General features: G+C 60.5%; 24 protein-coding genes and 1 pseudogene. 8 read left to right on the forward strand and 17 right to left on the reverse strand.

The features are described 5' to 3' along the window. Window positions 1–281: 281 nt before the first annotated feature. From AC07VF_RS07255 to AC07VF_RS07265, 3 genes and pseudogenes are all read right to left on the reverse strand, one after another. Window positions 282–551 (reverse strand): annotated as a pseudogene (locus tag AC07VF_RS07255) (HU family DNA-binding protein); the annotation flags it as partial. Between the two features lie 188 nt (window positions 552–739). Next, window positions 740–1,888 (reverse strand): NAD(P)/FAD-dependent oxidoreductase, encoded by a 1,149-nt coding sequence (locus AC07VF_RS07260; protein WP_282365389.1) that lies wholly within the window; start codon window positions 1,886–1,888, stop codon window positions 740–742. Between the two features lie 34 nt (window positions 1,889–1,922). After that, a complete protein-coding gene (locus AC07VF_RS07265) occupies window positions 1,923–2,090 on the reverse strand; it encodes a rubredoxin (protein ID WP_002555879.1) in 168 nt (55 codons plus the stop codon). Window positions 2,091–2,461: 371 nt separating this feature from the next. Between AC07VF_RS07265 and AC07VF_RS07270 the strand changes: the two genes are divergently transcribed. Both AC07VF_RS07270 and ubiA read left to right on the forward strand, forming a co-directional pair. Further along, a complete protein-coding gene (locus AC07VF_RS07270) occupies window positions 2,462–3,040 on the forward strand; it encodes a chorismate lyase (RefSeq protein WP_192174555.1) in 579 nt (192 codons plus the stop codon). Further along, window positions 3,040–3,930, forward strand: coding sequence for a 4-hydroxybenzoate octaprenyltransferase (ubiA, locus tag AC07VF_RS07275; protein WP_192174554.1), 891 nt, complete (start codon window positions 3,040–3,042; stop codon window positions 3,928–3,930). The genes AC07VF_RS07270 and ubiA overlap by 1 nt, the downstream gene beginning before the upstream one ends. A 35-nt stretch (window positions 3,931–3,965) precedes the next feature. On the opposite strand, the gene AC07VF_RS07280 is transcribed toward ubiA, so the two are convergent. Beyond that, window positions 3,966–4,346: a COG4315 family predicted lipoprotein gene (locus AC07VF_RS07280; RefSeq protein ID WP_495008353.1), complete on the reverse strand. Its 381-nt coding sequence runs from the start codon at window positions 4,344–4,346 to the stop codon at window positions 3,966–3,968. 170 nt (window positions 4,347–4,516) lie between these two features. Between AC07VF_RS07280 and phoB the strand changes: the two genes are divergently transcribed. The 3 genes from phoB to AC07VF_RS07295 all read left to right on the forward strand — a co-directional run bounded on the left by phoB (window position 4,517) and on the right by AC07VF_RS07295 (window position 7,997). Next, window positions 4,517–5,206, forward strand: a complete 690-nt coding sequence (gene phoB / locus AC07VF_RS07285; RefSeq protein WP_037016751.1) for a phosphate regulon transcriptional regulator PhoB — start codon at window positions 4,517–4,519, stop codon at window positions 5,204–5,206. A gap of 90 nt (window positions 5,207–5,296) precedes the next feature. Continuing rightward, window positions 5,297–6,556 (forward strand): phosphate regulon sensor histidine kinase PhoR, encoded by a 1,260-nt coding sequence (phoR, locus tag AC07VF_RS07290; protein WP_244656054.1) that lies wholly within the window; start codon window positions 5,297–5,299, stop codon window positions 6,554–6,556. Between the two features lie 100 nt (window positions 6,557–6,656). Continuing rightward, entirely contained in the window at window positions 6,657–7,997 is a 1,341-nt protein-coding gene (locus AC07VF_RS07295; RefSeq protein ID WP_495008352.1) for a hemolysin family protein, read from the forward strand. Between the two features lie 19 nt (window positions 7,998–8,016). On the opposite strand, the gene AC07VF_RS07300 is transcribed toward AC07VF_RS07295, so the two are convergent. The 8 genes from AC07VF_RS07300 to AC07VF_RS07335 all read right to left on the reverse strand — a co-directional run bounded on the left by AC07VF_RS07300 (window position 8,017) and on the right by AC07VF_RS07335 (window position 18,614). Then, entirely contained in the window at window positions 8,017–8,925 is a 909-nt protein-coding gene (locus AC07VF_RS07300) for a peptidoglycan DD-metalloendopeptidase family protein (RefSeq protein WP_495008351.1), read from the reverse strand. Between the two features lie 278 nt (window positions 8,926–9,203). Further along, entirely contained in the window at window positions 9,204–10,109 is a 906-nt protein-coding gene (locus AC07VF_RS07305) for a response regulator (RefSeq protein WP_495008350.1), read from the reverse strand. Window positions 10,110–10,282: 173 nt separating this feature from the next. After that, window positions 10,283–11,041 (reverse strand): phosphate signaling complex protein PhoU, encoded by a 759-nt coding sequence (gene phoU / locus AC07VF_RS07310; RefSeq protein ID WP_133773894.1) that lies wholly within the window; start codon window positions 11,039–11,041, stop codon window positions 10,283–10,285. Between the two features lie 51 nt (window positions 11,042–11,092). After that, on the reverse strand, window positions 11,093–11,926 hold the full coding sequence (gene pstB, locus AC07VF_RS07315; RefSeq protein WP_065988194.1) for a phosphate ABC transporter ATP-binding protein PstB: 834 nt from the start codon (window positions 11,924–11,926) through the stop codon (window positions 11,093–11,095). Window positions 11,927–12,030: 104 nt separating this feature from the next. After that, window positions 12,031–13,701: a phosphate ABC transporter permease PstA gene (gene pstA / locus AC07VF_RS07320; RefSeq protein ID WP_495008349.1), complete on the reverse strand. Its 1,671-nt coding sequence runs from the start codon at window positions 13,699–13,701 to the stop codon at window positions 12,031–12,033. A 15-nt stretch (window positions 13,702–13,716) separates the two neighbouring features. Next, window positions 13,717–16,002: an ABC transporter permease subunit gene (locus tag AC07VF_RS07325; RefSeq protein WP_495008348.1), complete on the reverse strand. Its 2,286-nt coding sequence runs from the start codon at window positions 16,000–16,002 to the stop codon at window positions 13,717–13,719. Between the two features lie 185 nt (window positions 16,003–16,187). Beyond that, complete coding sequence (locus tag AC07VF_RS07330) at window positions 16,188–17,168, reverse strand: phosphate ABC transporter substrate-binding protein PstS family protein (RefSeq protein ID WP_495008347.1); 981 nt, start codon at window positions 17,166–17,168, stop codon at window positions 16,188–16,190. 147 nt (window positions 17,169–17,315) lie between these two features. Next, window positions 17,316–18,614, reverse strand: a complete 1,299-nt coding sequence (locus AC07VF_RS07335) for an MFS transporter (protein WP_495008346.1) — start codon at window positions 18,612–18,614, stop codon at window positions 17,316–17,318. A gap of 523 nt (window positions 18,615–19,137) precedes the next feature. Here AC07VF_RS07335 and AC07VF_RS07340 point away from each other — a divergent pair. After that, window positions 19,138–19,539, forward strand: coding sequence for an acyl-CoA thioesterase (locus tag AC07VF_RS07340; protein ID WP_093466337.1), 402 nt, complete (start codon window positions 19,138–19,140; stop codon window positions 19,537–19,539). 108 nt (window positions 19,540–19,647) lie between these two features. Next, window positions 19,648–20,559: a D-hexose-6-phosphate mutarotase gene (locus AC07VF_RS07345; protein WP_192174545.1), complete on the forward strand. Its 912-nt coding sequence runs from the start codon at window positions 19,648–19,650 to the stop codon at window positions 20,557–20,559. Window positions 20,560–20,712: 153 nt separating this feature from the next. Here AC07VF_RS07345 and AC07VF_RS07350 read toward each other — a convergent pair whose 3' ends face one another. The 5 genes from AC07VF_RS07350 to AC07VF_RS07370 form a co-directional block, all read right to left on the reverse strand. Further along, complete coding sequence (locus AC07VF_RS07350; RefSeq protein WP_495008345.1) at window positions 20,713–21,249, reverse strand: DUF3299 domain-containing protein; 537 nt, start codon at window positions 21,247–21,249, stop codon at window positions 20,713–20,715. A gap of 79 nt (window positions 21,250–21,328) precedes the next feature. Continuing rightward, window positions 21,329–21,574 (reverse strand): GlsB/YeaQ/YmgE family stress response membrane protein, encoded by a 246-nt coding sequence (locus AC07VF_RS07355; protein ID WP_037016790.1) that lies wholly within the window; start codon window positions 21,572–21,574, stop codon window positions 21,329–21,331. Window positions 21,575–21,797: 223 nt separating this feature from the next. Then, entirely contained in the window at window positions 21,798–22,880 is a 1,083-nt protein-coding gene (locus AC07VF_RS07360) for a 5-(carboxyamino)imidazole ribonucleotide synthase (protein WP_495008344.1), read from the reverse strand. A 7-nt stretch (window positions 22,881–22,887) separates the two neighbouring features. After that, window positions 22,888–23,379 (reverse strand): 5-(carboxyamino)imidazole ribonucleotide mutase, encoded by a 492-nt coding sequence (gene purE, locus AC07VF_RS07365; RefSeq protein ID WP_065988179.1) that lies wholly within the window; start codon window positions 23,377–23,379, stop codon window positions 22,888–22,890. A 211-nt stretch (window positions 23,380–23,590) separates the two neighbouring features. Further along, entirely contained in the window at window positions 23,591–24,502 is a 912-nt protein-coding gene (locus AC07VF_RS07370) for a LysR substrate-binding domain-containing protein (RefSeq protein ID WP_192174542.1), read from the reverse strand. A gap of 211 nt (window positions 24,503–24,713) precedes the next feature. Here AC07VF_RS07370 and AC07VF_RS07375 point away from each other — a divergent pair, with 211 nt between their 5' ends. Then, window positions 24,714–26,138: an aspartate ammonia-lyase gene (locus AC07VF_RS07375; RefSeq protein WP_192174541.1), complete on the forward strand. Its 1,425-nt coding sequence runs from the start codon at window positions 24,714–24,716 to the stop codon at window positions 26,136–26,138. The last annotated feature ends 24 nt before the right edge of the window (window positions 26,139–26,162 follow it).

Consider the following 26,162-nt stretch of genomic DNA (forward strand, 5'->3'; position numbering starts at 1 on the left):
GTAGCGAGCTTGATTGTCCGGCGAGCAAGCAGAACCGGTCAGTCGCAAAGTGGCGGGCTAGGCGGGACGCGCGGGTCGGCGCCGGTCGATTCACCGGCCATAAAAAATGGGCACGCCGACTGATCGGTATGCCCATTTCCATGCTGCTCGCCCTCCGCAGAGCGCTCAGCGAATTACTTTTTCTTTGCTGCGGGTGCCTTGGCCGCTGCGGCCTTGGCTGGCTTCGCATCTTTGGCGGCTGCAGCCGGCTTGGCTGGTTTCGCTGGCTTTGCCGAGTCCGGATTGACGCTGTCTTTGAGAAACTTGCCCGGCTTGAATGCCACCGTGTTGCTGGCCTTGATCTTGACGGGCTCACCGGTCTGAGGGTTCTTGCCGGTGCGGGCGCCACGATGACGTTGCAAGAAAGTGCCGAAGCCAACCAGCGTGACGCTGTCCTTTTTGTGCAACGCGTTGGTGATTTCGTCGAGCACCGCGTTGAGTACGCGATTGGCTTGTTCTTTGGTGAGATCTGCTTTCTCGGCAATAGCCGCTGCGAGTTCTGGTTTACGCATATAAAGCCTCTTTTACGGTTTTTTGTTTTTATGTCCCGTGCAGCCCTTGCGGACAGCGAGCAGGTGCCGCAACAGCTCTACGTTGCGGCAGACAGGAATGAGAATGGCACGCCACCGGGACCCGCGCCAGTACGTGGGCCACGTTTGTTTCAACTAAAAGATGGCTTATCCGACAGAACGACTGTTAATCATGCCAGCAGCGGGGGCAAAGCCTTGTTCAGGGCGAGCTTGTCCATCACCGCCGCGCCTGTCAGCGCGTAACCCAGCAGGTTGCCGTCGCTGTCCAGACACAGTGCCTTGATGTCGGCGCCCTCACCTTCCACGGTCCAGACACCTACCGAGCCCTTGGGCGGCGGCGACACTACCAGCGGGCAAACCGGCGTTTTTACCGTGACCGGCATGGGGCCATATTTGACGGGTGTGAGCGTGCCGGCGAGGGTTTGCGCCAATGCCCGGGCGCAGTTCATCAGCGGCATGACGTAAAGCAGATTCAGGCCATCAACTTCAGCGCAGTCGCCCAGTGCATAGATATTGGCGTGGGAGGTCTGCAAATGCCGATCGACCACAACGCCACGCCCGATCTCCAGGCCGGCCGCTGCGGCGAGATCAGTGCGGGGGCGCAGGCCGATCGCCGATACCACCAGATCGCAGTGAAGCACCTCGCCATCCGACAGGTGCGCCTCGAGCCCGTCGTCGGCACGATCAAGCCGTGTCAGCAAGGGGCCGAGATGAAAACGCGCGCCCAGGCTTTCCAGCCCGGCCTGTACCGCTGCGGCAGCCGCAGGGTGCAGCAACGTCGGCATCACCTGCTCGCACGGCGCAACCAGGTCGATTTCGTAGCCGCCCAGGATCAGATCGTTGGCGAACTCGCAGCCGATCAGGCCTGCGCCCAGAATCAGCACTCGCTTCTTGCCGGCGGCTGCAGCACGGAAACGCGCGTAGTCCTCCAGATCATTGATCGGGAATATGGCATCGGCGGCATCACCGGCCACCGGCACGCGCACAGTTTCCGCGCCCCACGCCAGAATCAGATCGCGGTACGGGACCGCTTCCTCGCCGATCCACAGACGCTTGTGACCCGGATCGATGCCGCTGACGCGGGTGTGCGTGCGCACCTCGGCCTTGAGCTGCTCGGCCATGGCGCCTGGCTCGGCCATGCTCAAGCCGTCGGCTTCCTTGTTTTTGCCAAAGCCGGTGGACAGCATGGGTTTGGAGTACGAACGGCCGTCATCGGCGGTGATCAGCAACAGCGGCGTCTCGCCATCCAGCTTGCGAAATTCGCGGGCGAGGTTATAGCCCGCCAGCCCGGTACCGATGATCACGACAGGTGCGTTCATTCATTTCTCCAGAGGGGTCGTGGAAGTCGGCGGATCAGCCGATTTCGATCATCTCAAAATCCATTTTGCCGACGCCGCAGTCAGGGCACAGCCAGTCTTCCGGCACATCCTGCCAGAGCGTGCCCGGCGCGATGCCGTCATCCGGCCAACCGTCGGCTTCGTTGTAGATCAGGCCACAGACTATGCATTGCCACTTTTTCATTGGTCGGTTCTCTTGGTTTCAGGCTAGGCGTCCCAGACGCTCCGCTGTCGTCGCGAAGTTTTCGAATGGGTCAGGCCTTTTACTGATCACAGCGCAATGACGCAAGTTTCATTGATGCACGACTCGCGCGCTTTTCGGAGGATTGGCTCTAGCTGCGATGGCGTCGAGCGTCATGCCGCAAGATTGATAGCGCCCAAACCGGCCTCTTCCCGGCTGAAGCCGGTCCTACTAACACTGCATATCCTGTAGGACTGGCTTTAGCCGGGAATGCGTCAAGTGTCTCAGCGCAGCAATGGGGGGCTCCGGTCGTCGGTCAAAAATCGCAATCATGCTAAGCTCGCCGCCTCGATTGCCGCCTGTGTTTGTCTCCCGTGATCCAGCAAACCCCTGCATTTCCAGCGCCCGAGTGGCTTTTGCGCGATCAGTTGATCGAAGCCCCCTCACCCGTCGTTCTTGAGTGGCTGTTCCACGAAGATTCCCTGACCCGACGCCTGACCCGGCTCTCTGACAATCATTTCTGCGTGCAGCCGCAATTCGAAGGCTGGCAGCGCCTGCGTGAAGATGAATGCGCCGCGCTGCACTTGCCTGAGGGCAGCGAAGGCTGGGTGCGTGAAGTCTATCTGCTGGGCCGTGACGAACGATGGGTGTTTGCCCGCAGTGTCGCCGCCCGCAGCGCTCTGGAGCATGACGGCCTGCACATGGACGAACTCGGCACCCGATCGCTGGGCGAACTGCTGTTCAGCGATAAAGCCTTCGCCCGCGGCCCGCTGCAGGTCTGCCACTATCCTGCGCAATGGCTACCCGAGACTGACGCACAGCCGGGCTTGTGGGGACGCCGCTCCTGTTTCAGCCGGGGGATCTTGAGCATTCTGGTGGCGGAAGTGTTTCTGCCCACCGCATGGCGCGCCATCGAAGCCAACCTTCCACTGCATGCCCAAGAGGGCCGCTGATGTACCTGTCGTTGCTCAAATCCCTGAACCGTCTGCACCCGCGCGCCTGGGACTTCATCCAGCTCACGCGCATCGACAAGCCCATCGGCATTTATCTGTTGCTTTGGCCGACCTTGTGGGCGGTCTGGATTGCAGGCAAAGGCTCGCCTTCCCTGAGCACGCTGCTGATTTTCGTCATCGGCGTGTTCCTGATGCGCGCGGCGGGCTGCGTGATCAACGACTTCGCCGACCGCAAGGTGGACGGCCACGTCAAACGCACCGAGCAACGGCCGTTGGTGAGTGGCAGGGTGACGTCAAAGGAAGCGCTGATTCTGTTCGCCGTGTTGGTGGGGCTGAGCTTTGTGCTGGTGTTGTTCACTAACGCGACGACGATCTGGCTGTCGTTCGGCGGTCTTGCCCTCGCGGCATGCTACCCGTTCATGAAGCGCTATACCTACTACCCGCAAGTGGTATTGGGCGCTGCGTTTTCATGGGGCATGCCGATGGCGTTTACCGCAGAGACCGGCGAGCTGCCCGCTGCCGCGTGGCTGCTGTACATCGCCAATCTGCTGTGGACGGTGGGATATGACACGTATTACGCGATGACGGATCGCGAGGACGACTTGAAGATCGGCGTAAAATCCACGGCCGTGCTGTTCGGCGACGCGGATCGGGTGATCATCCTGACGCTGCAATGCCTGGCGCTGTTCTGCCTGATGCTGGCGGGTACACGCTTTGAGCTGGGCCTGTACTTCTTCATCGGCCTACTGGTCGCGGCGGGATGCTTTGGCTGGGAATTCTGGTCGACGCGGGACAAAGACCCGCAAGCCTGCTTCAAGGCTTTTCTGCACAACCACTGGGCGGGGCTGGCGATTTTCATCGGTATCGTTCTGGACTACGCGCTGCGCTGACCGATTCGGGCCGACGCAGCGCGCGAAGGCTCAGATCATGGCTTGGCGATGTGCCAGACGTCGCCCTTGCCGTCGCCGGTTTTGTCGCCAGCGGCCTTATCGCTTTTGAAAAAGTACAGCGGCTTGCCCTTGTAAACCCACTGCGAGGCGCCGTCATCGCGCTTGATAATGGTCCAGTCGCCCTCAGGCTTGTCTCTTGCTGTGGCAGTCAGCGGCGGCCAGTTGGTTGCGCACTGATCGTTGCAGACGGACTTGCCTGCAGAGGTGTCCTTATCAAAGGTATAGAGCGTCATGCCTTTGTGGTCGGTAAGCATGCCGTCACTGGTCATCGCCGGCGCGGCAGCGAATGCCATGCCGGAAGATGCTAACGCTGCCGCCGCCAAAAGGCGCATCAGAGCAGAAGAAATTTTAGCCATGGATGAATCCTCTTCTTGTTTGTCGTTGTATGGACATTTCTTGTAGGACAAGTCGCCAGCTTAGCGCTAGACCGGCGAATACGCCTAGCTCGAACTAACCTGTCACACGACTGCAATAATTCCGTTATCTAATGCGCCCCAAGACAGTTAAATGACATGAGGTTCGAGGCATGGTTGGCAGGAGCATTCTGATCGTCGACGACGAGGCGCCCATTCGCGAAATGATTGCCGTCGCACTGGAAATGGCCGGCTATGACTGCATTGAGGCTGAGAATTCGCAACAGGCCCACGCTGTTATCGTCGACCGCAAGCCGGACCTCATCCTGCTGGACTGGATGCTGCCGGGCACATCCGGCATCGAGCTGGCACGCCGCCTGAAACGTGACGAGCTGACCGGTGACATCCCGATCATCATGCTCACGGCCAAAGGCGAAGAGGACAACAAGATTCAGGGCCTCGAAGTCGGCGCCGACGACTACATCACCAAACCCTTCTCCCCCCGCGAGCTGGTCGCCCGGCTTAAAGCCGTGCTGCGTCGGGCTGCCCCGAACGATGGCGAATCACCGATCGAAGTGGGCGGTCTGCTGCTGGACCCGATCAGCCACCGCGTGACCATAGACGGCACACCTGCCGAGATGGGCCCGACCGAATACCGCCTGCTGCAATTCTTCATGACCCATCAGGAACGCGCCTACACCCGCGGGCAGCTGCTCGATCAGGTCTGGGGCGGAAATGTCTACGTGGAAGAGCGCACCGTGGATGTCCACATCCGGCGTCTGCGCAAAGCCCTCGGCGAGGCTTACGAAAATCTGGTACAAACCGTCCGCGGTACTGGTTACCGTTTCTCCACCAAAAGCTGAAAAAGCGTTTGGCAGCGATTCAGACCGCTGAAGACAAGGACGCGTTAATTGAATCACAACTGGCATGGCACCCTGATCCGCCACTTGCTGATGTTGGTCACAGCCTCGCTGCTGGCCGGTTTGATCAGCGGACATTACGGCGGGTGTCTGGCAATCGGTCTGGGGCTTTATCTGGCCTGGACCCTCAAACAGCTGCTGCGCCTGCATGACTGGCTTCGCCATCACAAACCCGACGAGCCGCCGCCCGATGGCTATGGCTTGTGGGGTGAAGTCTTCGACAGCATTTACCATTTACAGCGTCGCGATCAGCGCGTGCGTGGCCGCCTGCAAGCGGTTATCGACCGTGTGCAGGAATCCACCGCCGCACTGAAAGATGCCGTGATCATGCTCGACAGCGACGGCAACCTGGAATGGTGGAACCGCGCGGCAGAAACCTTGCTGGGCCTGAAGACGCCCCAGGACAGCGGTCAGCCGGTGACCAACCTGGTGCGCCACCCGCGCTTCAAGGAGTACTTCGCGCACGCCAACTATGCCGAGCCGCTGGAGATCCCGTCGCCGGTCAATGACCGCCTGCGCATTCAGATGCTGATCACCCGCTACGGCAACAACGAGCATTTAATGCTGGTGCGCGACGTGACGCGTATGCATCAGCTGGAGCAGATGCGCAAAGACTTCGTCGCCAACGTGTCCCACGAGCTGCGCACACCGTTGACGGTCATCTGCGGGTACCTGGAGACGCTGCTGGATAACGTCGAAGAAGTGAATCCGCGTTGGGTCCGTGCGTTGCAGCAAATGCATCAGCAAGGCGGACGCATGCAGACGTTGCTTAACGATCTCCTGCTGCTGGCCAAGCTGGAAGCCACCGATTACCCGTCCGACAATCAGCCCGTCGCCGTGTCGTCGCTGCTGCAGAGCATCACCAATGATGCCCAGGCGCTGTCGGGGAGCAAGAACCAGCAGATCACCCTGGAGCTGGAAAGCGACGTCAGCCTCAAGGGCAGCGAGGCGGAGCTGCGCAGCGCGTTCTCCAACCTGATCTTCAACGCGGTCAAATACACGCCCGCAGAGGGCAAGATCCGCATCCGCTGGTGGAGTGACGGGCGTGGCGCGCACCTGAGCGTGCAGGACTCCGGCATCGGCATCGACAGCAAACATATCCCGCGCCTGACCGAGCGCTTCTACCGCGTCGACTCCAGCCGCGCGTCAAACACCGGCGGAACAGGCCTGGGCCTGGCGATCGTCAAGCACGTGCTGCTGCGCCACCGCGCGGTACTGGAAATCAACAGCGTCCCCGGCAAGGGCAGTGTGTTTATCTGCAACTTTGCCCCGGCCCAGATGACCAAAGCCTAGGCAAGCCTGTAGATAGCCGTTAAATTGCGTCCCTTGTGCCCTCCAATTGTGAGGGCTTGTTTCATTCCACACTTCAAAACGGAACCTGCAAAACCCCATCATGGACCCTTCCCCTGGTATCAGCCTGGCTTCACTCTTCGCCGATTTCGGCATGATTCTTTTCGCAATGGTGTTGGTTCTGCTCAACGGATTTTTCGTTGCGGCCGAGTTCGCCATGGTCAAACTGCGCTCCACACGCGTCGAGTCGATTGCCGAGAAAAACGGCTGGCGCGGACGCATTCTGCGCACCGTTCACAGTCAGCTCGATGCTTATCTGTCGGCCTGCCAGCTGGGTATTACGCTGGCGTCGCTGGGTCTGGGCTGGGTCGGCGAGCCGGCGTTCGCGCACCTGCTGGCGCCGTTGCTCGAGACGGTCGGCGTGGAATCGCCTGAAGTCGTCAAGGGCGTGTCGTTCTTCAGCGCCTTTTTCATGATTTCGTACCTGCACATCGTGGTGGGTGAGCTGGCCCCGAAATCCTGGGCCATTCGCAAACCCGAGCTGTTGTCGCTGTGGACGGCGGTGCCGCTCTACCTCTTCTACTGGGCGATGTACCCGGCCATTTACCTGCTCAACGCCAGTGCCAACGGCATTCTGCGCGTCGCCGGCCAGGGCGAGCCCGGCCCCCACCACGAGCACCATTACAGCCGTGAAGAGCTCAAGCTGATCCTGCACTCAAGCCGCGGTCAGGACCCAAGCGACCAGGGCATGCGCGTGCTGGCGTCCGCCGTGGAAATGGGCGAGCTGGAAGTGGTGGACTGGGCCAATTCCCGCGAAGACATGGTCTCGCTGGAATTCAACGCCCCGCTCAAAGAAATCCTCGCGATGTTCCGTCGGCACAAGTTCAGCCGGTACCCGGTGTACGACTCGGACCGCAATGAATTCGTGGGCCTGTTGCACATCAAGGACCTGCTGCTGGAGCTGGCGGCGCTGGACCACATCCCCGAGTCTTTCAATCTCGCCGAGCTCACGCGGCCGCTGGAGCGCGTGTCCAAGCACATGCCGTTGTCGCGCCTGCTCGAGCAGTTCCGTCAGGGCGGCGCGCACTTTGCGCTCGTCGAGGAAGCCGACGGCAAGATCATCGGTTACCTGACGATGGAGGATGTGCTGGAAGTGCTAGTGGGCGACATTCAGGACGAACACCGCAAGGCCGAGCGCGGGATTCTGGCCTATCAGCCGGGCAAGCTGCTGGTACGGGGGGATACGCCGCTGTTCAAGGTCGAGCGCCTGCTGGGCATCGATCTGGACCACGTTGAAGCCGAGACCCTCGCAGGCCTGATCTACGACAGCCTCAAGCGCGTGCCTGAGGAAGAGGAAGTCATGGAAGTCGAAGGCCTGCGCATCATCATCAAGAAGATGAAAGGCCCGAAAATCGTGCTGGCGAAGGTGTTGAAGCTGGATTGACCTGCCCGCCAGCAGATCATCAATTGCCGCCAATCGCGAAGTTAGGCAGGCTCTGGACCGGTTGCGAGAATTCGTACGGGATCGACTCCAGCGCCAGCCCGACATTGCGTTGCACCACGAAGTGCAAATGCGGGCCGGTGCTGTTGCCGGTGTTGCCGGACCGTCCGAGCGGCGCGCCCACTGCCACATGCTGGCCTTCCTTGACGCTCACCGATCCCTGCTGCAGATGCAAATAAACGCCCATCGTGCCGTCGTCGTGCAGGATGCGCACGAAGTTGCCTGATGGATTTGCGCCTCGGCCCGACTGGGCATTCTCGGTCTTGATCACGGTCCCGCCCCGCGCAGCGATGATCTGCGTGCCTTCGGGCATGGCGATGTCGATCGCGTAGCGGCTCTTGGCGCCTACGTGGCTGTAGGACCCATTGGCACCCTGACTGATGCGAAACGGCCCGCCCACCCATGGCAACGGATAGCGATAGGCAAATCCGTTCGCTGACACGCCGCGCTGCGGGTCGCCGACGATGGATCGCAGACTGGGCTTGTAGGCCATGGCCTTGCTGGCGACTTGCGGGCTGAGGGCGATAAGGCGTTCGTTGCTGCGCGCTGGAATTGTGCGGCGAATGACTTGGTCCGACACGCCCACCACGTTCTTCACCCCGGCCAGACGCAGCTCGACTTCCACGGGCGCGTAAAGATCGTTTCGCACATACAGGCTATCGCTGCAATTGGCTTTCTTCACGCTCAGGCGCACCTGGGAGTCGATGCGCTCGACCATGCGCTCGCGAAGCTTCATCACCTCCGCGCCACGCACAGGCTGGTCGGTAAACGACACGACGCCATTGGCATCGGTGAACCGATAGATCGTGACGGCCCCGGCGGTCTGCGTGGCCAGCAGTAAGGCACAGACAACCAGCACGCGCTCTAACATCGGGATAGACCTGGTGAGTGGACGATTGGCGCCCAGCCTAACAGCGATGCCGACGCAATTGGACTCATCCGAATCAATCGGTAATAGACGAAGCGTCAAGGAAATTGCGTCAGCACAGGGCGCGATCGGAATTGCAATTTCTATGCTGGATAGAGTGGGAGTGAGCTTGCTCGCGAAGATGGACGCCCGACCGCACCAAATTTAGCGGATGTACCGGTCTCATCGCGAGCAAGGTGGAGCGCCATCCCGGTCGCTCCCCCAGGTGAGTGCGCAGCGGATCAGGCGCCCGGCACGAAGTGCTTCTGCGCGGTGCCACGGGCAATCAGGCGCGACAGGTAATCAAGCTTCTGGGTGTCCTTGTCGACGAAGCGGAAGGTGACCTGCAGCCACTCGCTGTCCGGCTTCTGCTCGAACGCGGCAATCGCGTGCAGATAACCATTGAGACGGGCCACCTCGGCGTTCTCGCCCTGCTCCAGATCGAGCACGGCGCTTTCGAGGATCTGCGGCAGGACCTCGCCGCGGCGGACCAGCAGCGAGGCTTCCTTGAGCGTCAGCGCTTTGATAACGCAGGGCTGGTTCCCGCTCGGAAGACGCAACTGACCCTGACCACGACCGGTGGGTGCAGCGGCAGGAGCAGCTTTAGCTGTCGGCTGGACCATAGGCTGAGCGGCTTGAGGTGCTGCCGACGCAGTGGGTGAAGCGCTGACGGTTTCAGGGCGGTTACCTGTCAGTGCGCCAAGCGAGTCATTGGCAAACGCCGCATTGACGCGGGCCGGGCCACTGGACATCAACGCGTCGAGCTTGCCGACCTTGTGCAGCGCTTTCTTGACCTTGGTCAGCAGTTGCTCGTTGGTGAACGGCTTGCCGATGAAGTCGGAGACGCCGGCCTGGATCGCCTGGATCACGTTTTCCTTGTCGCCACGGCTGGTGACCATGATGAAAGGCATGGTCTTCAGGTTGTCCTGCTGGCGGCACCAGGTCAGCAATTCGAGCCCGGACATTTCGGGCATTTCCCAATCACAGAGCACCAGATCAAACACTTCACGGCTGAGCATGACTTGCGCCTTGCGACCATTGACTGCGTCTTCCAGAGCGATTCCCGGGAAGGCATTGCGCAGGCCTTTCTTGACCAGATCACGGATGAACGGTGCGTCATCCACCACCAATACACTGACTTTACTCATCGACGCTCCTGATGGCGTGTTCACCGTAAATGGCGAGCATTCGCTGGCGGGTGGCCAGCTGCCAAACTGTTTGACGACACCGGGACTTTTATTCGCGGGTGACTTGAAAAATATGGGCAGACCGGAGAAACAAAAACGCCCGGCGGTCGCCAGGCGTTTTTTCTCAGGCAATCTTATTTATCGTCAGGCGTGTCCAGAACATTAATCCTTTCGGCGGTCAGGCCTTTCACTTCTTCCTGCATGCGCTTGAGGCCCAGGTGGCGGACATCGGTACCGCGCACGAGGTAGATCACCAGTTCGGAGATGTTGCGCGCGTGATCGCCGATGCGCTCCAGCGAACGCAGGACCCAGATCACATTCAACACGCGGGAGATCGAGCGCGGATCTTCCATCATGTAGGTGACCAGCTCACGCAATGCGGTCTTGTACTCGCGGTCGATGTTCTTGTCGTACTGCGCAACCGACAACGCCAGATCGGCATCGAAGCGGGCGAACGAGTCCAGTGCATCGCGCACCATTTTGCTGACTTGATCGCTGATGTGGCGCACTTCGACGTAACCGCGCGGCGACTCACCCTCTTCGCACAGCTGAATCGCACGGCGAGCGATCTTGGTGGACTCATCGCCAATGCGCTCAAGGTCGATGACCGACTTGGAGATGCTGATGATCAGACGCAGGTCGGACGCGGCAGGCTGACGACGGGCCAGAATGCGCAGGCACTCTTCATCGATGTTGCGCTCCATCTGGTTGATGCGGTCGTCCACCTCGCGCACCCGCTGGGCCAGGCCCGAGTCGGCTTCGATCAACGCGGTGACCGCATCGTTGACCTGCTTCTCGACCAGACCACCCATTTCCAGCAGGTGGCTGCGAACTTCTTCCAGTTCAGCGTTGAACTGCTGGGAGATGTGATGTGTATGGCTGTCTTTGATCATGAGTGTCCGTCCGATTGATTGCGCGGTGGTTCAAGGCTGACGAAACACGTGCTAGCCGTAACGACCGGTTATGTAGTCTTCAGTCTGCTTTTTGGTCGGATTGGTGAACAACGTATCGGTGTCCCCGTATTCGACCACCTTGCCCATGTGCAGAAACGCGGTGTAATCCGACACGCGCGCCGCCTGCTGCATGTTGTGGGTAACGATCACAATGGTGTATTTGGATTTCAGTTCGTAGATCAACTCTTCGACTTTCAGGGTCGAAATCGGGTCGAGCGCGGAGCACGGCTCATCGAGCAGCAGCACTTCGGGTTCGACGGCGATGGTGCGGGCGATCACCAGACGTTGCTGCTGACCACCGGAAAGTCCGAGCGCCGACTCATGCAGGCGGTCCTTGACTTCGTCCCACAGTGCGGCGCCACGCAAGGCCCACTCGACGGCCTCATCGAGCACGCGCTTTTTGTTCACGCCCTGAATACGCAGCCCGTAAACGACGTTCTCGTAAACGGTCTTCGGAAACGGGTTGGGCTTCTGGAACACCATGCCGACCCGGCGACGCAACTCGGCGACGTCTTCACCTTTGGTGTAGATGTCGTGGCCATAGAGCTTGATCTCGCCCTGTACGCGACAGCCGTCCACCAGATCGTTCATGCGGTTGAAGGTGCGCAGCAAGGTGGACTTGCCACACCCGGACGGCCCGATGAACGAGGTCACGCGCTGTTTCGGGATGTTCATGCGGATGTCGAACAGCGCCTGCTTCTCGCCATAGAAGAGATCCAGCCCCGGCACTTCCAGCGCAACGGCTTCGTTCGCCAGATCCAGCACCTGGCGCTTGCGACCCAGGGCCGACATGTTGATGCCGTGGGCGTGGGGTTCGTGTTGCATGGTCTCTCTCCGTTCGTAGCTGCAAGCCTCTAGCCGCAAGCTGCAAATGTGGTGCTGATACGGTATGCGGCTTTTCAGCGTGCCGCTTGAAGCGTGTGGCCGACTCAGTCTTCGAAAGCCTTGTACTTGTCGCGCAGGCGGTTGCGAATCGTCACCGCCGACAGGTTCAGCAGCGCGATCACCAGCACCAGCAGCAGCGCCGTGGCGTACACCAGCGGGCGCGCGGCCTCGACGTTGGGGCTTTGAAAACCGACATCGTAGATATGAAAACCCAGGTGCATGATCTTCTGGTCGAGGTGCAGGTACGGGTAATTGCCGTCCAGCGGCAACGACGGCGCCATCTTGACCACACCCACCAGCATCAGCGGCGCCACTTCACCGGCCGCTCGAGCGACGGCCAGGATCAGACCGGTCATCATGGCCGGGCTGGCCATCGGCAAAACGATCTTCCACAGCGTTTCGGCCTTGGTCGCGCCCAAAGCCAGCGAGCCCTCGCGCAGCGTCAGCGGGATGCGCGCCAGGCCTTCTTCGGTGGCAACGATCACCACCGGCACGGCGAGGAGCGCCAGGGTCAACGATGCCCACAGCAAGCCCGGTGTGCCGAACGTCGGCGCCGGCAGGGCTTCGGGGAAGAACAGCTGATCCAGAGATCCGCCCAGCACGTAAACGAAAAAGCCCAGCCCGAACACGCCGTAGACGATGGCAGGGACGCCCGCGAGGTTGTTCACCGCGATGCGGATCAAGCGCGTCATCACGCCCTGGCGCGCGTACTCACGCAGATACACAGCGGCGAGCACGCCAAAGGGCGTCACGATGACGGCCATGATCAGCGTCATCATCACGGTGCCGAAGATCGCCGGGAAAATCCCGCCCTCCGTATTGGCCTCGCGCGGGTCGTCGCTGAGGAACTCCCAAAGCTTCTGAAAGTAGAACCCCAGCTTGGTCATCGTGCCCATGGCGTTGGGTTGATACGCGTGAACCACCTTGCCGATGCTGATCTCGATTTCTTTGCCGTTGGCGTCACGGGCCGTCAGGCTGTCGCGATTGTATTCGGCGTGCAACGCGCCCAGCCGCGATTCGACGTCCTTGTAGCGGGCGTCGTATTCGGCGCGCTCAGTGGCCATGTCGGCCTGTGCGGCGGCATCGAGTTCGCCGTTGAGCTCAAGCTTGCGCGCCTGCAGACGCAGCCGCTCGATACCGTGGTTGATCGCACCAATCTCGCCCTTCTCCAGGTCGTCCAGTTGATCGGAAATGCCCTGCACCCGCTCGATACGCGCCTGCAGTTGCGGCCATGCGGCTTCACCCTCGGCGACAACTTTGCCGTCTTCTTTGACGTTGACCAGATAGCCGTAGAAATTGCCCCACTCGCGGCGCTCGAGGGTCATCAATTCCGCAGGCTTGCGCGGGTCCTTGAGCCACTCGCCAATGACCCAGTTGAAATCGCTGGGACTAATATCCCGGTTGCCGACCTTGAACAGATCGCGGGTCATGAACTCGGGCCCCTGATCAGGAACCGGCAACCCGGCGGCCTTGAGCCTGGCGCGCGGCACTTGTTCAGACTGAACAAGCTCGCCCACCAGCACGTGGCTTTCCTGCCCGGGAACGTCGTACTGGGCGGAAATGACATCGGCGGGCCAGAAATGCCCCAGCCCGCGCACGGCGATCACCGCCAGCAGGCCGATGGTCATGATCACCGCGATGGACACCGCACCCGCGCTCAACCAGACGCCGGGGCCGCCACTGTTGAACCACCGCTTGAGGGAGGTCTGCTTCATCGGTTTCAACCTGCCCTAGAGAGACGAATACTGCTTGCGCAGACGCTGACGAATCAGCTCTGCCAAGGTATTCATGACAAATGTGAACATCAGCAGCACCAGGGCGGCGAGGAACAGCACGCGATAATGACTGCCGCCCACTTCCGACTCGGGCATCTCCACCGCCACATTGGCCGCAAGGGTGCGCATGCCTTCGAACAGGTTCATGTCCATGATCGGCGTGTTACCGGTGGCCATGAGCACGATCATGGTCTCGCCCACAGCGCGGCCCATGCCGATCATCAGCGCAGAAAAAATCCCCGGGCTGGCCGTGAGAATCACCACGCGAACCAGTGTCTGCCACGGCGTGGCGCCGAGGGCCAGTGAGCCGAGGGTCAGGCCACGCGGCACGCTGAACACAGCGTCCTCGGCAATAGAGTAAATGTTGGGGATGACCGCAAAACCCATCGCGATTCCGACCACCATTGCGTTGCGCTGGTCGTAGGTGATGCCCATATCGTTGGTGATCCACGCGCGCATGTCGCCGCCGAAGAACCAGTTCTCCAGGTGCGGGCTCATGCTCAGTGAGACCCAGCCAATCAGCAGAATGACCGGAATCAGAATCGCGCTTTCCCAGCCGTCGGGTACCCGCAGGCGAATCGAGTCAGGCAAGCGCGTCCAGCCAAACCCCGCCAGCAGAATGCCGATGGGGGTGAAGATCAGCAGACTGAAGATGCCCGGCAAGTGCCCTTCCAGATACGGCGCCAGGAACAGCCCGGCGAAGAAGCCGAGAATGACCGTCGGCATCGCTTCCATCAACTCGATGACCGGCTTGACCTTGCGACGCATGCGCGGCGCCATGAAGTAAGCGGTGTAGATCGCCGCAGCGACGGCGATCGGTGCGGCCAGCAGCATGGCGTAGAAGGCGGCTTTGAGCGTGCCGTAGGTGAGAGGCGCGAGGCTGAGCTTGGGCTCGAAGTCGCTGCTGGATGCGGTGGATTGCCAAACGTACTTGGGTTCATCGTAGTTCTCGTACCAGACCTTGTCCCACAACGCGCTCCAGGAAATTTCCGGGTGCGGATTGTTCAGGCTCAGGGGCAGCAGCTTGCCGCTGTCTTCAACGATGAGGCGATCCACGCGGGGCGACAGACCCATCACCGCGGGGCCGCTGGCTATCGGCTCGATCAACAGCGTGCGGTGAGCGGTGCTGTGGAAAACGCCGAGCTTGCCGGAGGTGTCCATGGCAATGAACCCTTTGCGGCGCTGCTCGGCGGTGATCTGAGAAATCGGCGCGCCGCTCATTTTGAAGTCACGAATGTGTTGCAGACGCATCTCGCCGTCGACGTCCCGCGCCATGAACCACTGCGCGATGTTGCCTCTGGAACTGCCGATCACCAGCGAGATGCCACCCACCAACTGCGTGCTGGCGGTGGTTTCGGCGTTGGCGTCTTCAAGCAGTTTGTAGCGGCCGTTCAGCGTGCGATCGCGCAGGTCGAACACATCCACCAGCGCGCGGCCGTTGATCACGTACAGCCACTGCTGGCGCGGATCGACGTAGATGGCTTTGACCGCCGCCGACAGTTGCGGCAAGTCGATGCGGCTTTGCTCGCGATCGGTTTCGCCGGTCATCAGGTTTTCGGATTGGGTCAGCGACAACACGTGCAGCTGGGTACCGGTTGCACCGGCCAGAATCAGGGTCGTGTCGCTGGCATTCAGATTGACGTGCTCAAGCGCCCGCCCGCCTTCGTCCAGCACCAGCGGCGTCTCGCCGTAAGGATAAGTAATCGTGGGGGTGATGGTTTTTTTGTTGTCGGGATAGCTGATCGGATAAGCGTGCTTGAACACCAGCACCTGTCCGTTGGACAGGCCGACCGCAATCAAAGGCTTGCCGGGCTGATCCTGGGCCACCGACGTCACCTTCGCGCCAGCAGGGATTGGCAAGGCCACGCGGGAAATTTCGCCGCCGTCCTTGAGGTGGAAAAACAGCGCTTCGCCCTTGTCGGACACGCGCATGGCGACCTGATTCTGCTCTTCGATGACCAGCACCATGGGGTTGCCAGCATCTTGCAGCCAGGCGGGAGTTTGAGCATCGCTGCGCGTCAGTTTCGCCCCCTGAAACAACGGCGCGACGACGTAAGCCAGGTAGAAGAAGATCAGGGTGATGGCGGCCAACACGGCAAGACCGCCCACTAACACGTACCAACGCGTCAGGCGGTCTTTGAGCGCACGGATCCTGCGCTTGCGTTGCAGCTCGGGCGCATTGAAATCAATGCGCTCGGGACGGGGTTTTTCGGTCATTGATGAATTGGCCAAATCATTCATGCGCACACCGTAGCCACTCTGTATGACAAATACATGACAGCGAGGTGACGCAAAAAAGCCCGCCGCTCCTGAATCGGGGCAACGGACTGTTCAGTGTTCTGCGAGCCTCGTTCCATAAGGCCTTTGTCGTTTGTGGCGGGACGAACCTGTCACCCCGCATCAGGGTTGTCTGGGCAGCGCGCTCGCTACCGTTCTTGTAGCCCCAGATCAGCCAAGGCTTTGCTGACGACCTTGGCTGGTAACGGAATGTACCCGTCTTTCATGACAACTTCCTGACCTTGTTTTGACAGGATCAATCTGACGAACTCGGCTTCGAGAGGATTCAATGGCTTGTTCGGCGCCTTGTTGACGTACACATAAAGGAAGCGCGCCAGCGGGTAAGTGCCATTCAGCGCGTTGGCCTCGTTGTCTTCGACAAAGTCGCCGCCCTCTTTTTTCGCGAGGGGTACGGTGCGCACGCTGGATGTTTTATAACCAATACCCGAGTAGCCAATGCCGTTCAGCGAATTGCTGATGGAGCTGACCACCGAAGCAGAGCCGGGTTGTTCGTTGACGTTGGGTTTGAAGTCGCCCTTGCACAGCGCCTCTTCCTTGAAATAACCGTAGGTGCCGGACACCGAATTGCGTCCGAACAGCTGGATGGCCTTTCCGGCCAGATCTCCTGTCACGCCCACATCGCCCCAGGTTTTTGCATCGGTCCTGGCGCCGCACAGCCGGGTCGCGGAGAAAATCGCGTCGACCTGCTGCAGCGTCAGGCCCTTGATCGGGTTGTCCTTGTGGACAAACACCGCCAGCGCGTCCACTGCCACGGGAATCGCCGTCGGCTTGTAGCCGTGCTTCTGCTCGAAGGCCGACAGTTCGCCGTCCTTCATCTTGCGGCTCATGGGTCCCAGCGTTGCAGTGCCCTCGGTCAGTGCGGGCGGCGCTGTTGAGGAGCCGGCAGCCTGAATCTGGATGTTCACGCTTGGGTATTCTTTCTTGTAGGCCTCGGCCCACATCGTCATCAGATTGGCGAGGGTGTCGGAGCCCACGCTGGACAGATTCCCGGAGACACCGCTGGTTTTGACGTAGGGCTTGATCGCAGGGTCGACGGCGGCAGAAGCACTGCCGATAGCCGCGCCAGCCGCGACGAACGTCAGCGCCGTCATCAAACGTTTGAAGGTCATGCCTTGCTCCTGGCGAGGTGAAGAGTGCCGCCATCTATGATGGCCATGTGACTACTCTATGACCGGAATATGACAATCAAATGAAAGGCCGCCAGTCATTACGACTGGCGGCCTCGGTTTCAGCAGGAGGATTTGCCGGTGGCTCGATCAGGACTCGACCGGCTTTCTCTTGATCAGGTAAACACCAATCCCCATGCCCATGGCGCAAAGAATCGCCACGTACCAAGCCGGGCCCATCGGGTTGGCGGCGAACATCAGGCTGACGACCATTGGCGTTAAACCGCCAAAGATGGCGTACGCCAGGTTGTAGGAAAACGACAGCCCGGTGAAGCGAATCACCGGCGGGAATGCTTTGACCATCACATACGGCACTGCGCCGATGGTGCCGACGAACAAACCGGTGATCGCGTACAGCGGATACAGCAGATCCGGGTGCGTGCCGATCATGTGGTAGAAGGTCCACGAACTCACCAGCAGACCGAGCGAGCCGAACAGGAACACCAGGCCCGCGCCGACTCGGTCCGCCAGCGCGCCAGCCCCGATACATCCCAGACTCAGCAAGACAATGGCGAGGCTGTTGGCTTTGAGGGTGTCGGCAGGTGCGAAACCGTAGGCCTTCTGCAGCAGGGTCGGCGTCATCAGAATGACCACCACCACGCCGGCGGAGAGCAGCCAGGTCAGCAACATCGACAGCACGACGGCGCCGCGATGATCGCGCAATACCGCTTTGAGCGGCACTTCTTCAGCCAGTTGCTTGCGCAATTGAAGCTCGGCGAACACCGGGGTTTCGTGCAGCCAGCGGCGCAGGTAAACCGACATCAGACCGAAGACGCCACCGAGCAGGAAAGGAATCCGCCAGGCGTAGTCCGATACCTCAACGGGCGAGTACACGCTGTTGATCCAGGTGGCGACCAGCGAGCCGAGCAAAATCCCGGCCGTCAGGCCGGACGTGAGGGTACCGCAGGCGTAACCGACGTTACGGGCGGGAACGTGTTCGGAAACGAATACCCACGCGCCAGGCACTTCGCCACCGATTGCGGCGCCCTGAATGACGCGCATCAGCAGCAGCAACATGGGGGCCCAGATGCCGATCTGCGCGTAAGTGGGCAGCAAGCCCATGATCAGCGTCGGCACGGCCATCAGGAAAATGCTGAGGGTGAACATTTTCTTGCGGCCCAGCAGATCACCAAAATGCGCCATGACGATGCCGCCCAGGGGCCGAGCCAGATAACCGGCGGCAAAAATGCCAAACGTTTGCATCAAACGCAGCCATTCGGGCATGTCTACGGGGAAAAACAGCTTGCCTACCACTGCTGCGAAGAATACGAAAATGATGAAGTCGTAGAACTCCAACGCTCCGCCCAGGGCAGACAGTGAAAGGGTTTTGTAATCGTTACGGTTCAACGGGCGCGAAGGCTGGGTGGCGCTTAAAGGCACAGAGGACATGACAGTGGCTTCTCTTTTGAGGCTCTCTTTGGGCGAAAAATCAACGGTGACTCAACCGTGGGTAACGGCTTCACACGCGATTTCTCGACTCGAAAAGTTAATCGGGCATCAAAATTGCGTGCCAAAAATGGCGTAGTGCGCCAAGTCGGTCCGGCACGATAGCAAATTGCGTACAAATGCACATGGATTGCAATGGCGCGAAGGCATCATGAAAAAGCGGCGGTCGTTTCATGACCGCGCGCCCGATATACTCGCCGGCCACGACTCAGCCGGTCTCTTCAGGGAAGTTGTGCGAAGCCATTTGCCCAAGTCGTTTTCGCAGAGTTTCCCTTTAAACGAAATGAAGACTACCTAGAGTCAGCAGACGCTGTGAAAACGTCGCGAGCGAAGGCAAGACAAGGCAAAAGCAGGCGGAAAAGCGGAGTCTAGAGGCTCCTAAATGAGCATTTTCCGCCTGCTTTTAACGCAGTATTGTCGAGCGCAGTAGTTTTCACAGGGTCTGCAGGGTCAGAGGAACCCAGTAATGATTGAGCTCGAACAAGAAGATCCGATACCGCAGGGCGATCTTGCCCTGCAGATTACCGCCCTGCCCCGCGAAACCAACGGCTTTGGCGACATTTTCGGCGGCTGGCTGGTTGCCCAGATGGACCTCGCCGGCACTGCCATGGCGAGCAAGGTGGCCGGTGGCCGTGTGGCGACTGTTGCCATCGACCGCATGGCGTTTCTGGTGCCCGTCGCGGTGGGCGCGCAGTTGTCGTTCTACACCCAGACCCTGGAAATCGGCCGCAGCTCGATTCAGATGATGGTCGAGGTGTGGAGCGATGATCCTCTGTCCAGCGAATGGCGCAAGGTGACCGAGGCGGTGTTCGTTTTTGTCGCCATCGACGGCAGCGGCCGTACTCGTTCGGTGCCGGCTCGACGCTGATCATCAAGCCCGGGTGGGCGCCGATGTGCCCGCCCTTGGCTTTGCGCAACAAACTCATCAAGCTTGGCGCAGTCTGATTCAGTCACTGTCCTTCGAGTGAGAACCTCTATGCCTACGTCAAACGTCGAATCCTTCCAGCTCGGTGAGCTTAATTGCTGGCGCATCCGCCACGGTCAGGCCGAACTGGTGATCGCCCAGCAAGGCGCGCACATCATCAGTTACCAGGTGGACGGCGATGAGCCGCTGATCTGGTCCAACCCGGGCGCGTTGTTCAAATCGGGCAAGCCTATTCGCGGCGGCATGCCTATCTGCTGGCCGTGGTTTGGCAATTTCCAGAAAAACCCGTCCAGCGTGCAGGCCATGCGCGAGAGCGACGAGCCGGCAAAGGCCCACGGCGAAGTTCGGGCGATCGACTGGGAGTTGATGGGCGTCGGTGAGGACGGCGACGCATTGATCGTCGAATTCATCCAGCCCCAGGCCGAGGGACATTTGTCGGGGTGGCCGCACACCGTTGGCCTGAAGCTGCACATCCGCCTGGATGCCGCGCTGAATGTCAGTCTGGTGAGCTTCAACGCTGGCGCCGAAGACGTCACGCTGAGTCAGGCGCTGCACAGTTATTTCGCGGTGAGCGATGTGAGCCGGATCAGTATCGAAGGGCTGGATGGCGTCGAGTACCTGAACACACTGGAAAGCTGGGATACCCAGAACGTACAGGTGGGTGACATCACGTTCACTGGCGAGACGGACCGTATTTATCAGGACACGCCTGACCTGATTTCAGTGGTCGACCCGCAGTGGAAACGCCGGATTCAGATTCAAACGACGGGTTCGCAATCGGCCATCGTCTGGAACCCGTGGATCGCCAAGACCAAAACCTTCGACGACATGCAGCCTGAGGGCTGGAAGGGCATGGTGTGCGTTGAGACGGCCAACGTCCTGACCGACGTCGTGACGCTCAAGCCAGGTGATATGCATGCGCTGAGCGTCAGCATCTGGGCCGAGCCGTTGGCAGAGGCCTGACAACACTGCGCTATTTTGTAGGACCGGCTTTAGCCGGGAAGGGGCCGGTTTGAGCACCATCAATTTTGTGGTGTGACACCCGACGCCTTCCCGGCTAAAGCCGGTCCTACCAAGCACCCGCGCTGTGTCAGTGGGATGGTGCTTAGCCAGATCCTACAAATCCGCCTCAACCACCACACGCACTTTCGATGCGTCCAGCGCATAGGCGGCGTCGGCGAGATCATTGCTGACCTTCTCCACCTTCAACGTGCCGATGACCCATAACGGTGTGTAGATGTCGGCGATCTTCAGGCCTTTCGGATAACGCACCAGCACCAGCTGATTCGGCGGCGGTGGCGGCACGTGGATGCAGGCGCCCGGGTACGGGACGAGGAAGAACAGCGTGCTGTGGCCCTTCGCATCAGTCTCCAGCGGAACCGGATAGCCACCCAGGCGGATGGTTTTGTCGTTCATCGACGCGACGGTTTTGGTGGAATACATGACGGCAGGCAAGCCCTTGCTCTGCTTCAAACCGCCTTTGCTGTCGAACGTGCCCTGGCCTTCCGGCGAGTTGTGGTCGATTTCGGGCATGGCTTCGAGGGCTTTCTGATCCGACTTCGGCATCAGTTCAAGCCAGTCGGTTTCGGGTAATTCAACGGCGCGTACCAGTCCGCAGACCAGCAGCAGTGAAACGAAAAGGAGATGACGCATTGGAGATGCTCGGCGGGAGGAGTTGAGTGCCGGGCATTCTAGCCCTCTGCGCCGCAATAGCGCAGAGGGCCAGGCGTGCTTAACGCTTTTTAATCATGCCGTAGATCACCAGCAGGATGATCGCGCCGACAAGCGCACCGAGGAAACCTGCACCCTCGCCTGCGCGGTAGATACCCAGCGCCTGACCACCATAAGTGGCGGCCAGCGAGCCGCAGATACCGAGCAGGATGGTCATGATCCAGCCCATGCTGTCGTCGCCTGGCTTCAGAAAGCGCGCCAGCAGACCTACGATCAAGCCGATGAAGATGGTTCCGATGATTCCCATGCCATGTCCCTCTGTTTGAATGAATATGCCAAAGCCTAGCTGGCTATTGGCAACACGCTATGAGAGGGGCGGCCCGGCGAAATGGTTCAACAGGATATGAAGGACACTGTAGGAGCAGCTTGCTCGCGATCACGCTGGGTCAGACAGCAATGATGTCGCGGACAAATGCCATCGCGAGCGAGCTCACTCCTACGGAGGCGGTCAAGACCGGTCAGCGCGGTGATCAGTTTTTGATCAGAGCCTCAACCTGCTTCACCTGACGATCCAGCGTCGCGCGATCTTTGCTGCGGACGGTGGCGTGGCCGACCTTGCGCCCGGCCTTGAAGGCCTTGCCGTAGTTATGCAGGTGGCAATCTTCGACGGCGATGACCTCGCTCACAACGGGCACTTCACCGATGAAGTTAAGCATCGCGCTTTCGCCGACCTTGGCCGTCGAACCCAGCGGCAGCCCGGCAACGGCGCGCAGATGGTTCTCGAACTGGCTGCACTCGGCGCCTTCGGTGGTCCAGTGACCTGAGTTGTGGACGCGCGGGGCGATTTCGTTGGCTTTCAGGCCGCCATCGACTTCGAAGAATTCAAAAGCCAGCACGCCCACATAATCGAGCTGCTTCAGCACGCGCCCGGCGTAATCTTCAGCCAGCGCCTGCAGTGGGTGATCGGTACTGGCGATCGACAAGCGCAGAATGCCGCTGTCGTGAGTGTTGTGGACCAACGGATAGAAGCGGGTCTCGCCATCACGGGCGCGGACGGCGATCAGCGAAACTTCGCCGGTGAATGGCACGAAGCCCTCCAGCAGGCACGGCACGCTGCCCAGCTCGGCGAAGGTGTTGACTACGTCTTCGGGCGTGCGCAGGACTTTCTGGCCCTTGCCGTCGTAACCCAGCGTGCGGGTTTTCAACACGGCCGGCAGACCAATGCTGGCCACCGCAGCGTCCAGCTCCGCCTGGGACTGGATGTCAGCGAACGCCGGCGTCGGGATGCCGAGGTCCTTGAACATGCTCTTTTCGAACCAGCGATCGCGGGCGATGCGCAGCGCTTCGGCACTCGGGTAAACCGGCACGAACTGCGAGAGGAAGGCGACGGTTTCTGCCGGCACACTTTCAAACTCGAAGGTGACCAGATCGACATCATTCGCCAACTGGCGCAGGTGTTCCTGATCGCCGTAATCGGCGAGCAGATGCTCGCCAAGCGCAGCGGCGCAGGCGTCCGGCGCGGGGTCAAGGAAGGCGAAGTTCATCCCCAGCGGGGTCCCCGCCAGTGCCAACATGCGACCCAACTGGCCGCCACCGATTACGCCGATCTTCATGAAAACCTCAGGCCTCGCGTGGGTCTGGATTGTCCAGAACGCTGTCTGTCTGCTCAGCGCGGAATGTCTTCAGCACTGCGTGGAAGTGTGGATGCTTGGCGCCCAGGATACTGGCCGACAACAGCGCGGCGTTGATCGCGCCCGCTTTACCGATGGCCAGCGTCGCGACCGGAATGCCGGCAGGCATCTGAACGATGGAGAGTAATGAATCAACGCCCGACAGCATGGAAGACTGCACCGGCACACCCAGAACGGGCAGATGAGTCTTGGCGGCGCACATGCCAGGCAGGTGAGCGGCGCCACCGGCACCGGCGATGATCACCTCGATGCCACGGCCTTCGGCTTCCTCGGCGTACTTGAACAGCAGATCAGGCGTGCGGTGCGCCGAAACCACTTTGACTTCGTACGGAATGCCGAGCTTTTCAAGCATGTCGGCGGTGTGGCTAAGGGTGGACCAATCGGACTTGGAGCCCATGATCACGCCAACCAGTGCGCTCATCGTCGTGCCTCTCATCGGGCGCCCGCAGGCGCGGCTAAAAACAACAAGCCACGCGGGAAAACCGGCGTGGCTTGTCGTACAAATTATGACCAGTCGAACCGGCCGAAGGCCGCGGAGTATACCGCAAAGACTCTCGTTTGACAGACTGCCCGCGACCTCCTGTCAGCCTACCAAACCGGCCCACGGAAGCCCGGGTTTACTGACTCCGAAGTCAGGCGGCTGGCGAGCTGCCGCCCGCTTCCAGCTTGCGCCACAATAGCCGGACATTGGCCTTGCGAACCAGCGCGCATCGGTACAGCCGAATCTCCAGCGGGACGTGCCACTGAGTGCCGCCGCAGATCACCAGTTCTCCCCGTTCGAGCTCAGCCGTCACGCTCAGGCGCGGCACCCACGCGATACCCAGCCCCTGGAGCGCCATGCCCTTGAGGCTGTCGGCCATCGCCGTTTCGTAAATCGTCGTGAAGCGCACGCTGCGCTGGCGCAACAGAAGGTTCACCGAGCGACCCAAGAACGCACCCGCGCTGTACGCCAGCAGCGGCACGCTCTGTTCCCCTTCCAGGTCGAACAGCGGACGCCCCTCTTCATCGGTTGAGCAGACTGGCAGCATTTCGGTCACGCCCAGGTGCAGCGACGGGAAGATCTCGGCGTCCATCTGCAGTGCGGCGTCGGGGTCATAGAACGCCAGCATCAGATCGCAACCGCCTTCACGCAGCGCATGCACCGCGTCGCCGACGTTGGTAGCGACCAGGCGCGTGGCGATATTCAGTCCTTCGTTGCGCAGCTGCGCGATCCACCGCGGGAAGAAGCTCAGCGCCAGCGAGTGGGCAGCGGCGATCTGCATGACCTCGCCCTGCCCGCTTTCCAGATGGTGCAAATGACGCAGCACCTCGCCGAGCTGGTCGACCACTGTCCTCGCGGTGACAAGGAATAACTGCCCCGCCGCCGTCAGCTCGATTGGCGTGCGCGAGCGATTGACCAGCGTCAGGCCAAGGGCCGCTTCAAGGCTGCGAATGCGCCGGCTGAAGGCCGGTTGCGTGACGAACCGACGCTCCGCCGCCTGGGAAAAACTGCGGGTCGCGGCCAGCGCGCTGAAGTCTTCCAGCCATTTGCTTTCCAGGTTCATCGTTTCTCCAGCCTTAAAAGTTGCGCATTCGCGGGTGCGAACAGGAGCCTCATACACTGATTCACACGCTCGTCACAATCCCCGCGTCACAGCGACATTATGCCGATTGTGCATAGGGCAGCGTTTTACAGCATTGGTCCAGAATAGCCCACAGGCCTAGTATCAAGGGCGTTCCGGCTTAGTCCGTGCCCATCTTGAGACTTTCTCTATCATGTCCTCCGCTGCATCATTTCGCATCGAAAAAGACTTGCTTGGCGTTCTCGAAGTACCCGCTGAAGCGTATTACGGCATCCAGACCCTGCGCGCAGTGCACAACTTCCGCCTCTCTGGCGTTCCGCTTTCGCACTACCCCAAGCTGGTCGTAGCGCTGGCGATGGTCAAGCAGGCAGCGGCGGATGCAAACCATCAGCTGGGCCATTTGAGCAGCGAGAAGCATGCGGGCATCAGCGAAGCCTGCGCACGACTGATCCGCGGTGATTTCCACGATCAGTTCGTTGTCGACATGATTCAAGGCGGCGCCGGCACCTCCACCAACATGAACGCCAATGAAGTCATCGCCAACATCGCGCTCGAAGCGATGGGCCATGCCAAGGGCGAATACAAATACCTGCACCCGAACAACGACGTGAACATGGCGCAGTCCACCAACGACGCCTACCCGACGGCCATTCGCCTGGGTTTGCTGTTGGGCCACGACGCGCTGCTCGCCAGCCTCGACAGCCTGATTCAGGCGTTCGCGGCCAAAGGTCACGAGTTCAACCACGTGTTGAAAATGGGCCGTACCCAATTGCAAGACGCGGTGCCAATGACCCTGGGTCAGGAATTCCGCGCCTTCGCCACCACGCTGACTGAAGACCTCAATCGCCTGCGCAGTCTGGCGCCTGAGCTGCTGACCGAAGTCAATCTGGGCGGCACTGCCATCGGTACCGGCATCAACGCTGACCCTGGTTATCAGCACCTGGCCGTTCAGCGTCTGGCGACCATCAGCGGCCAGCCGCTGGTGCCGGCTGCCGACCTGATTGAAGCCACCTCCGACATGGGCGCTTTCGTGCTGTTCTCCGGCATGCTCAAGCGCACTGCAGTCAAGCTGTCGAAGATCTGCAACGACCTGCGCCTGCTCTCCAGCGGTCCGCGCACCGGCATCAACGAAATCAATCTTCCTGCGCGTCAGCCAGGCAGCTCGATCATGCCGGGCAAGGTCAATCCGGTGATTCCGGAGGCGGTGAACATGTGCGCCTTCGAAATCATGGGCAACGACCTGGCGCTGACCATCGCTGCCGAAGGCGGCCAGTTGCAGCTCAACGTGATGGAGCCGTTGATCGCCTACAAGATCTTCGACTCGATTCGCCTGCTGCAGCGCGCCATGGACATGCTGCGCGAGCACTGCATAGTCGGCATCACCGCCAACGAAGTGCGCTGCCGTGAACTGGTCGAGCACTCGATCGGCCTCGTCACTGCGCTGAACCCGTACATCGGTTACGAAAACGCCACCCGTATCGCCCGCGTCGCCTTGGAAACAGGCCGTGGCGTGCTGGAGCTGGTGCGCGAAGAGGGCTTGCTCGATGACGTCATGCTGGCGGACATCCTGCGCCCCGAGAACATGATTGCGCCGCGACTCGTGCCCTTGAAGGCTTGATCCGTCCGGCCCCCTTGCGACACT

This window comes from Pseudomonas sp. GW821-FHT02H06 (assembly GCF_059421525.1).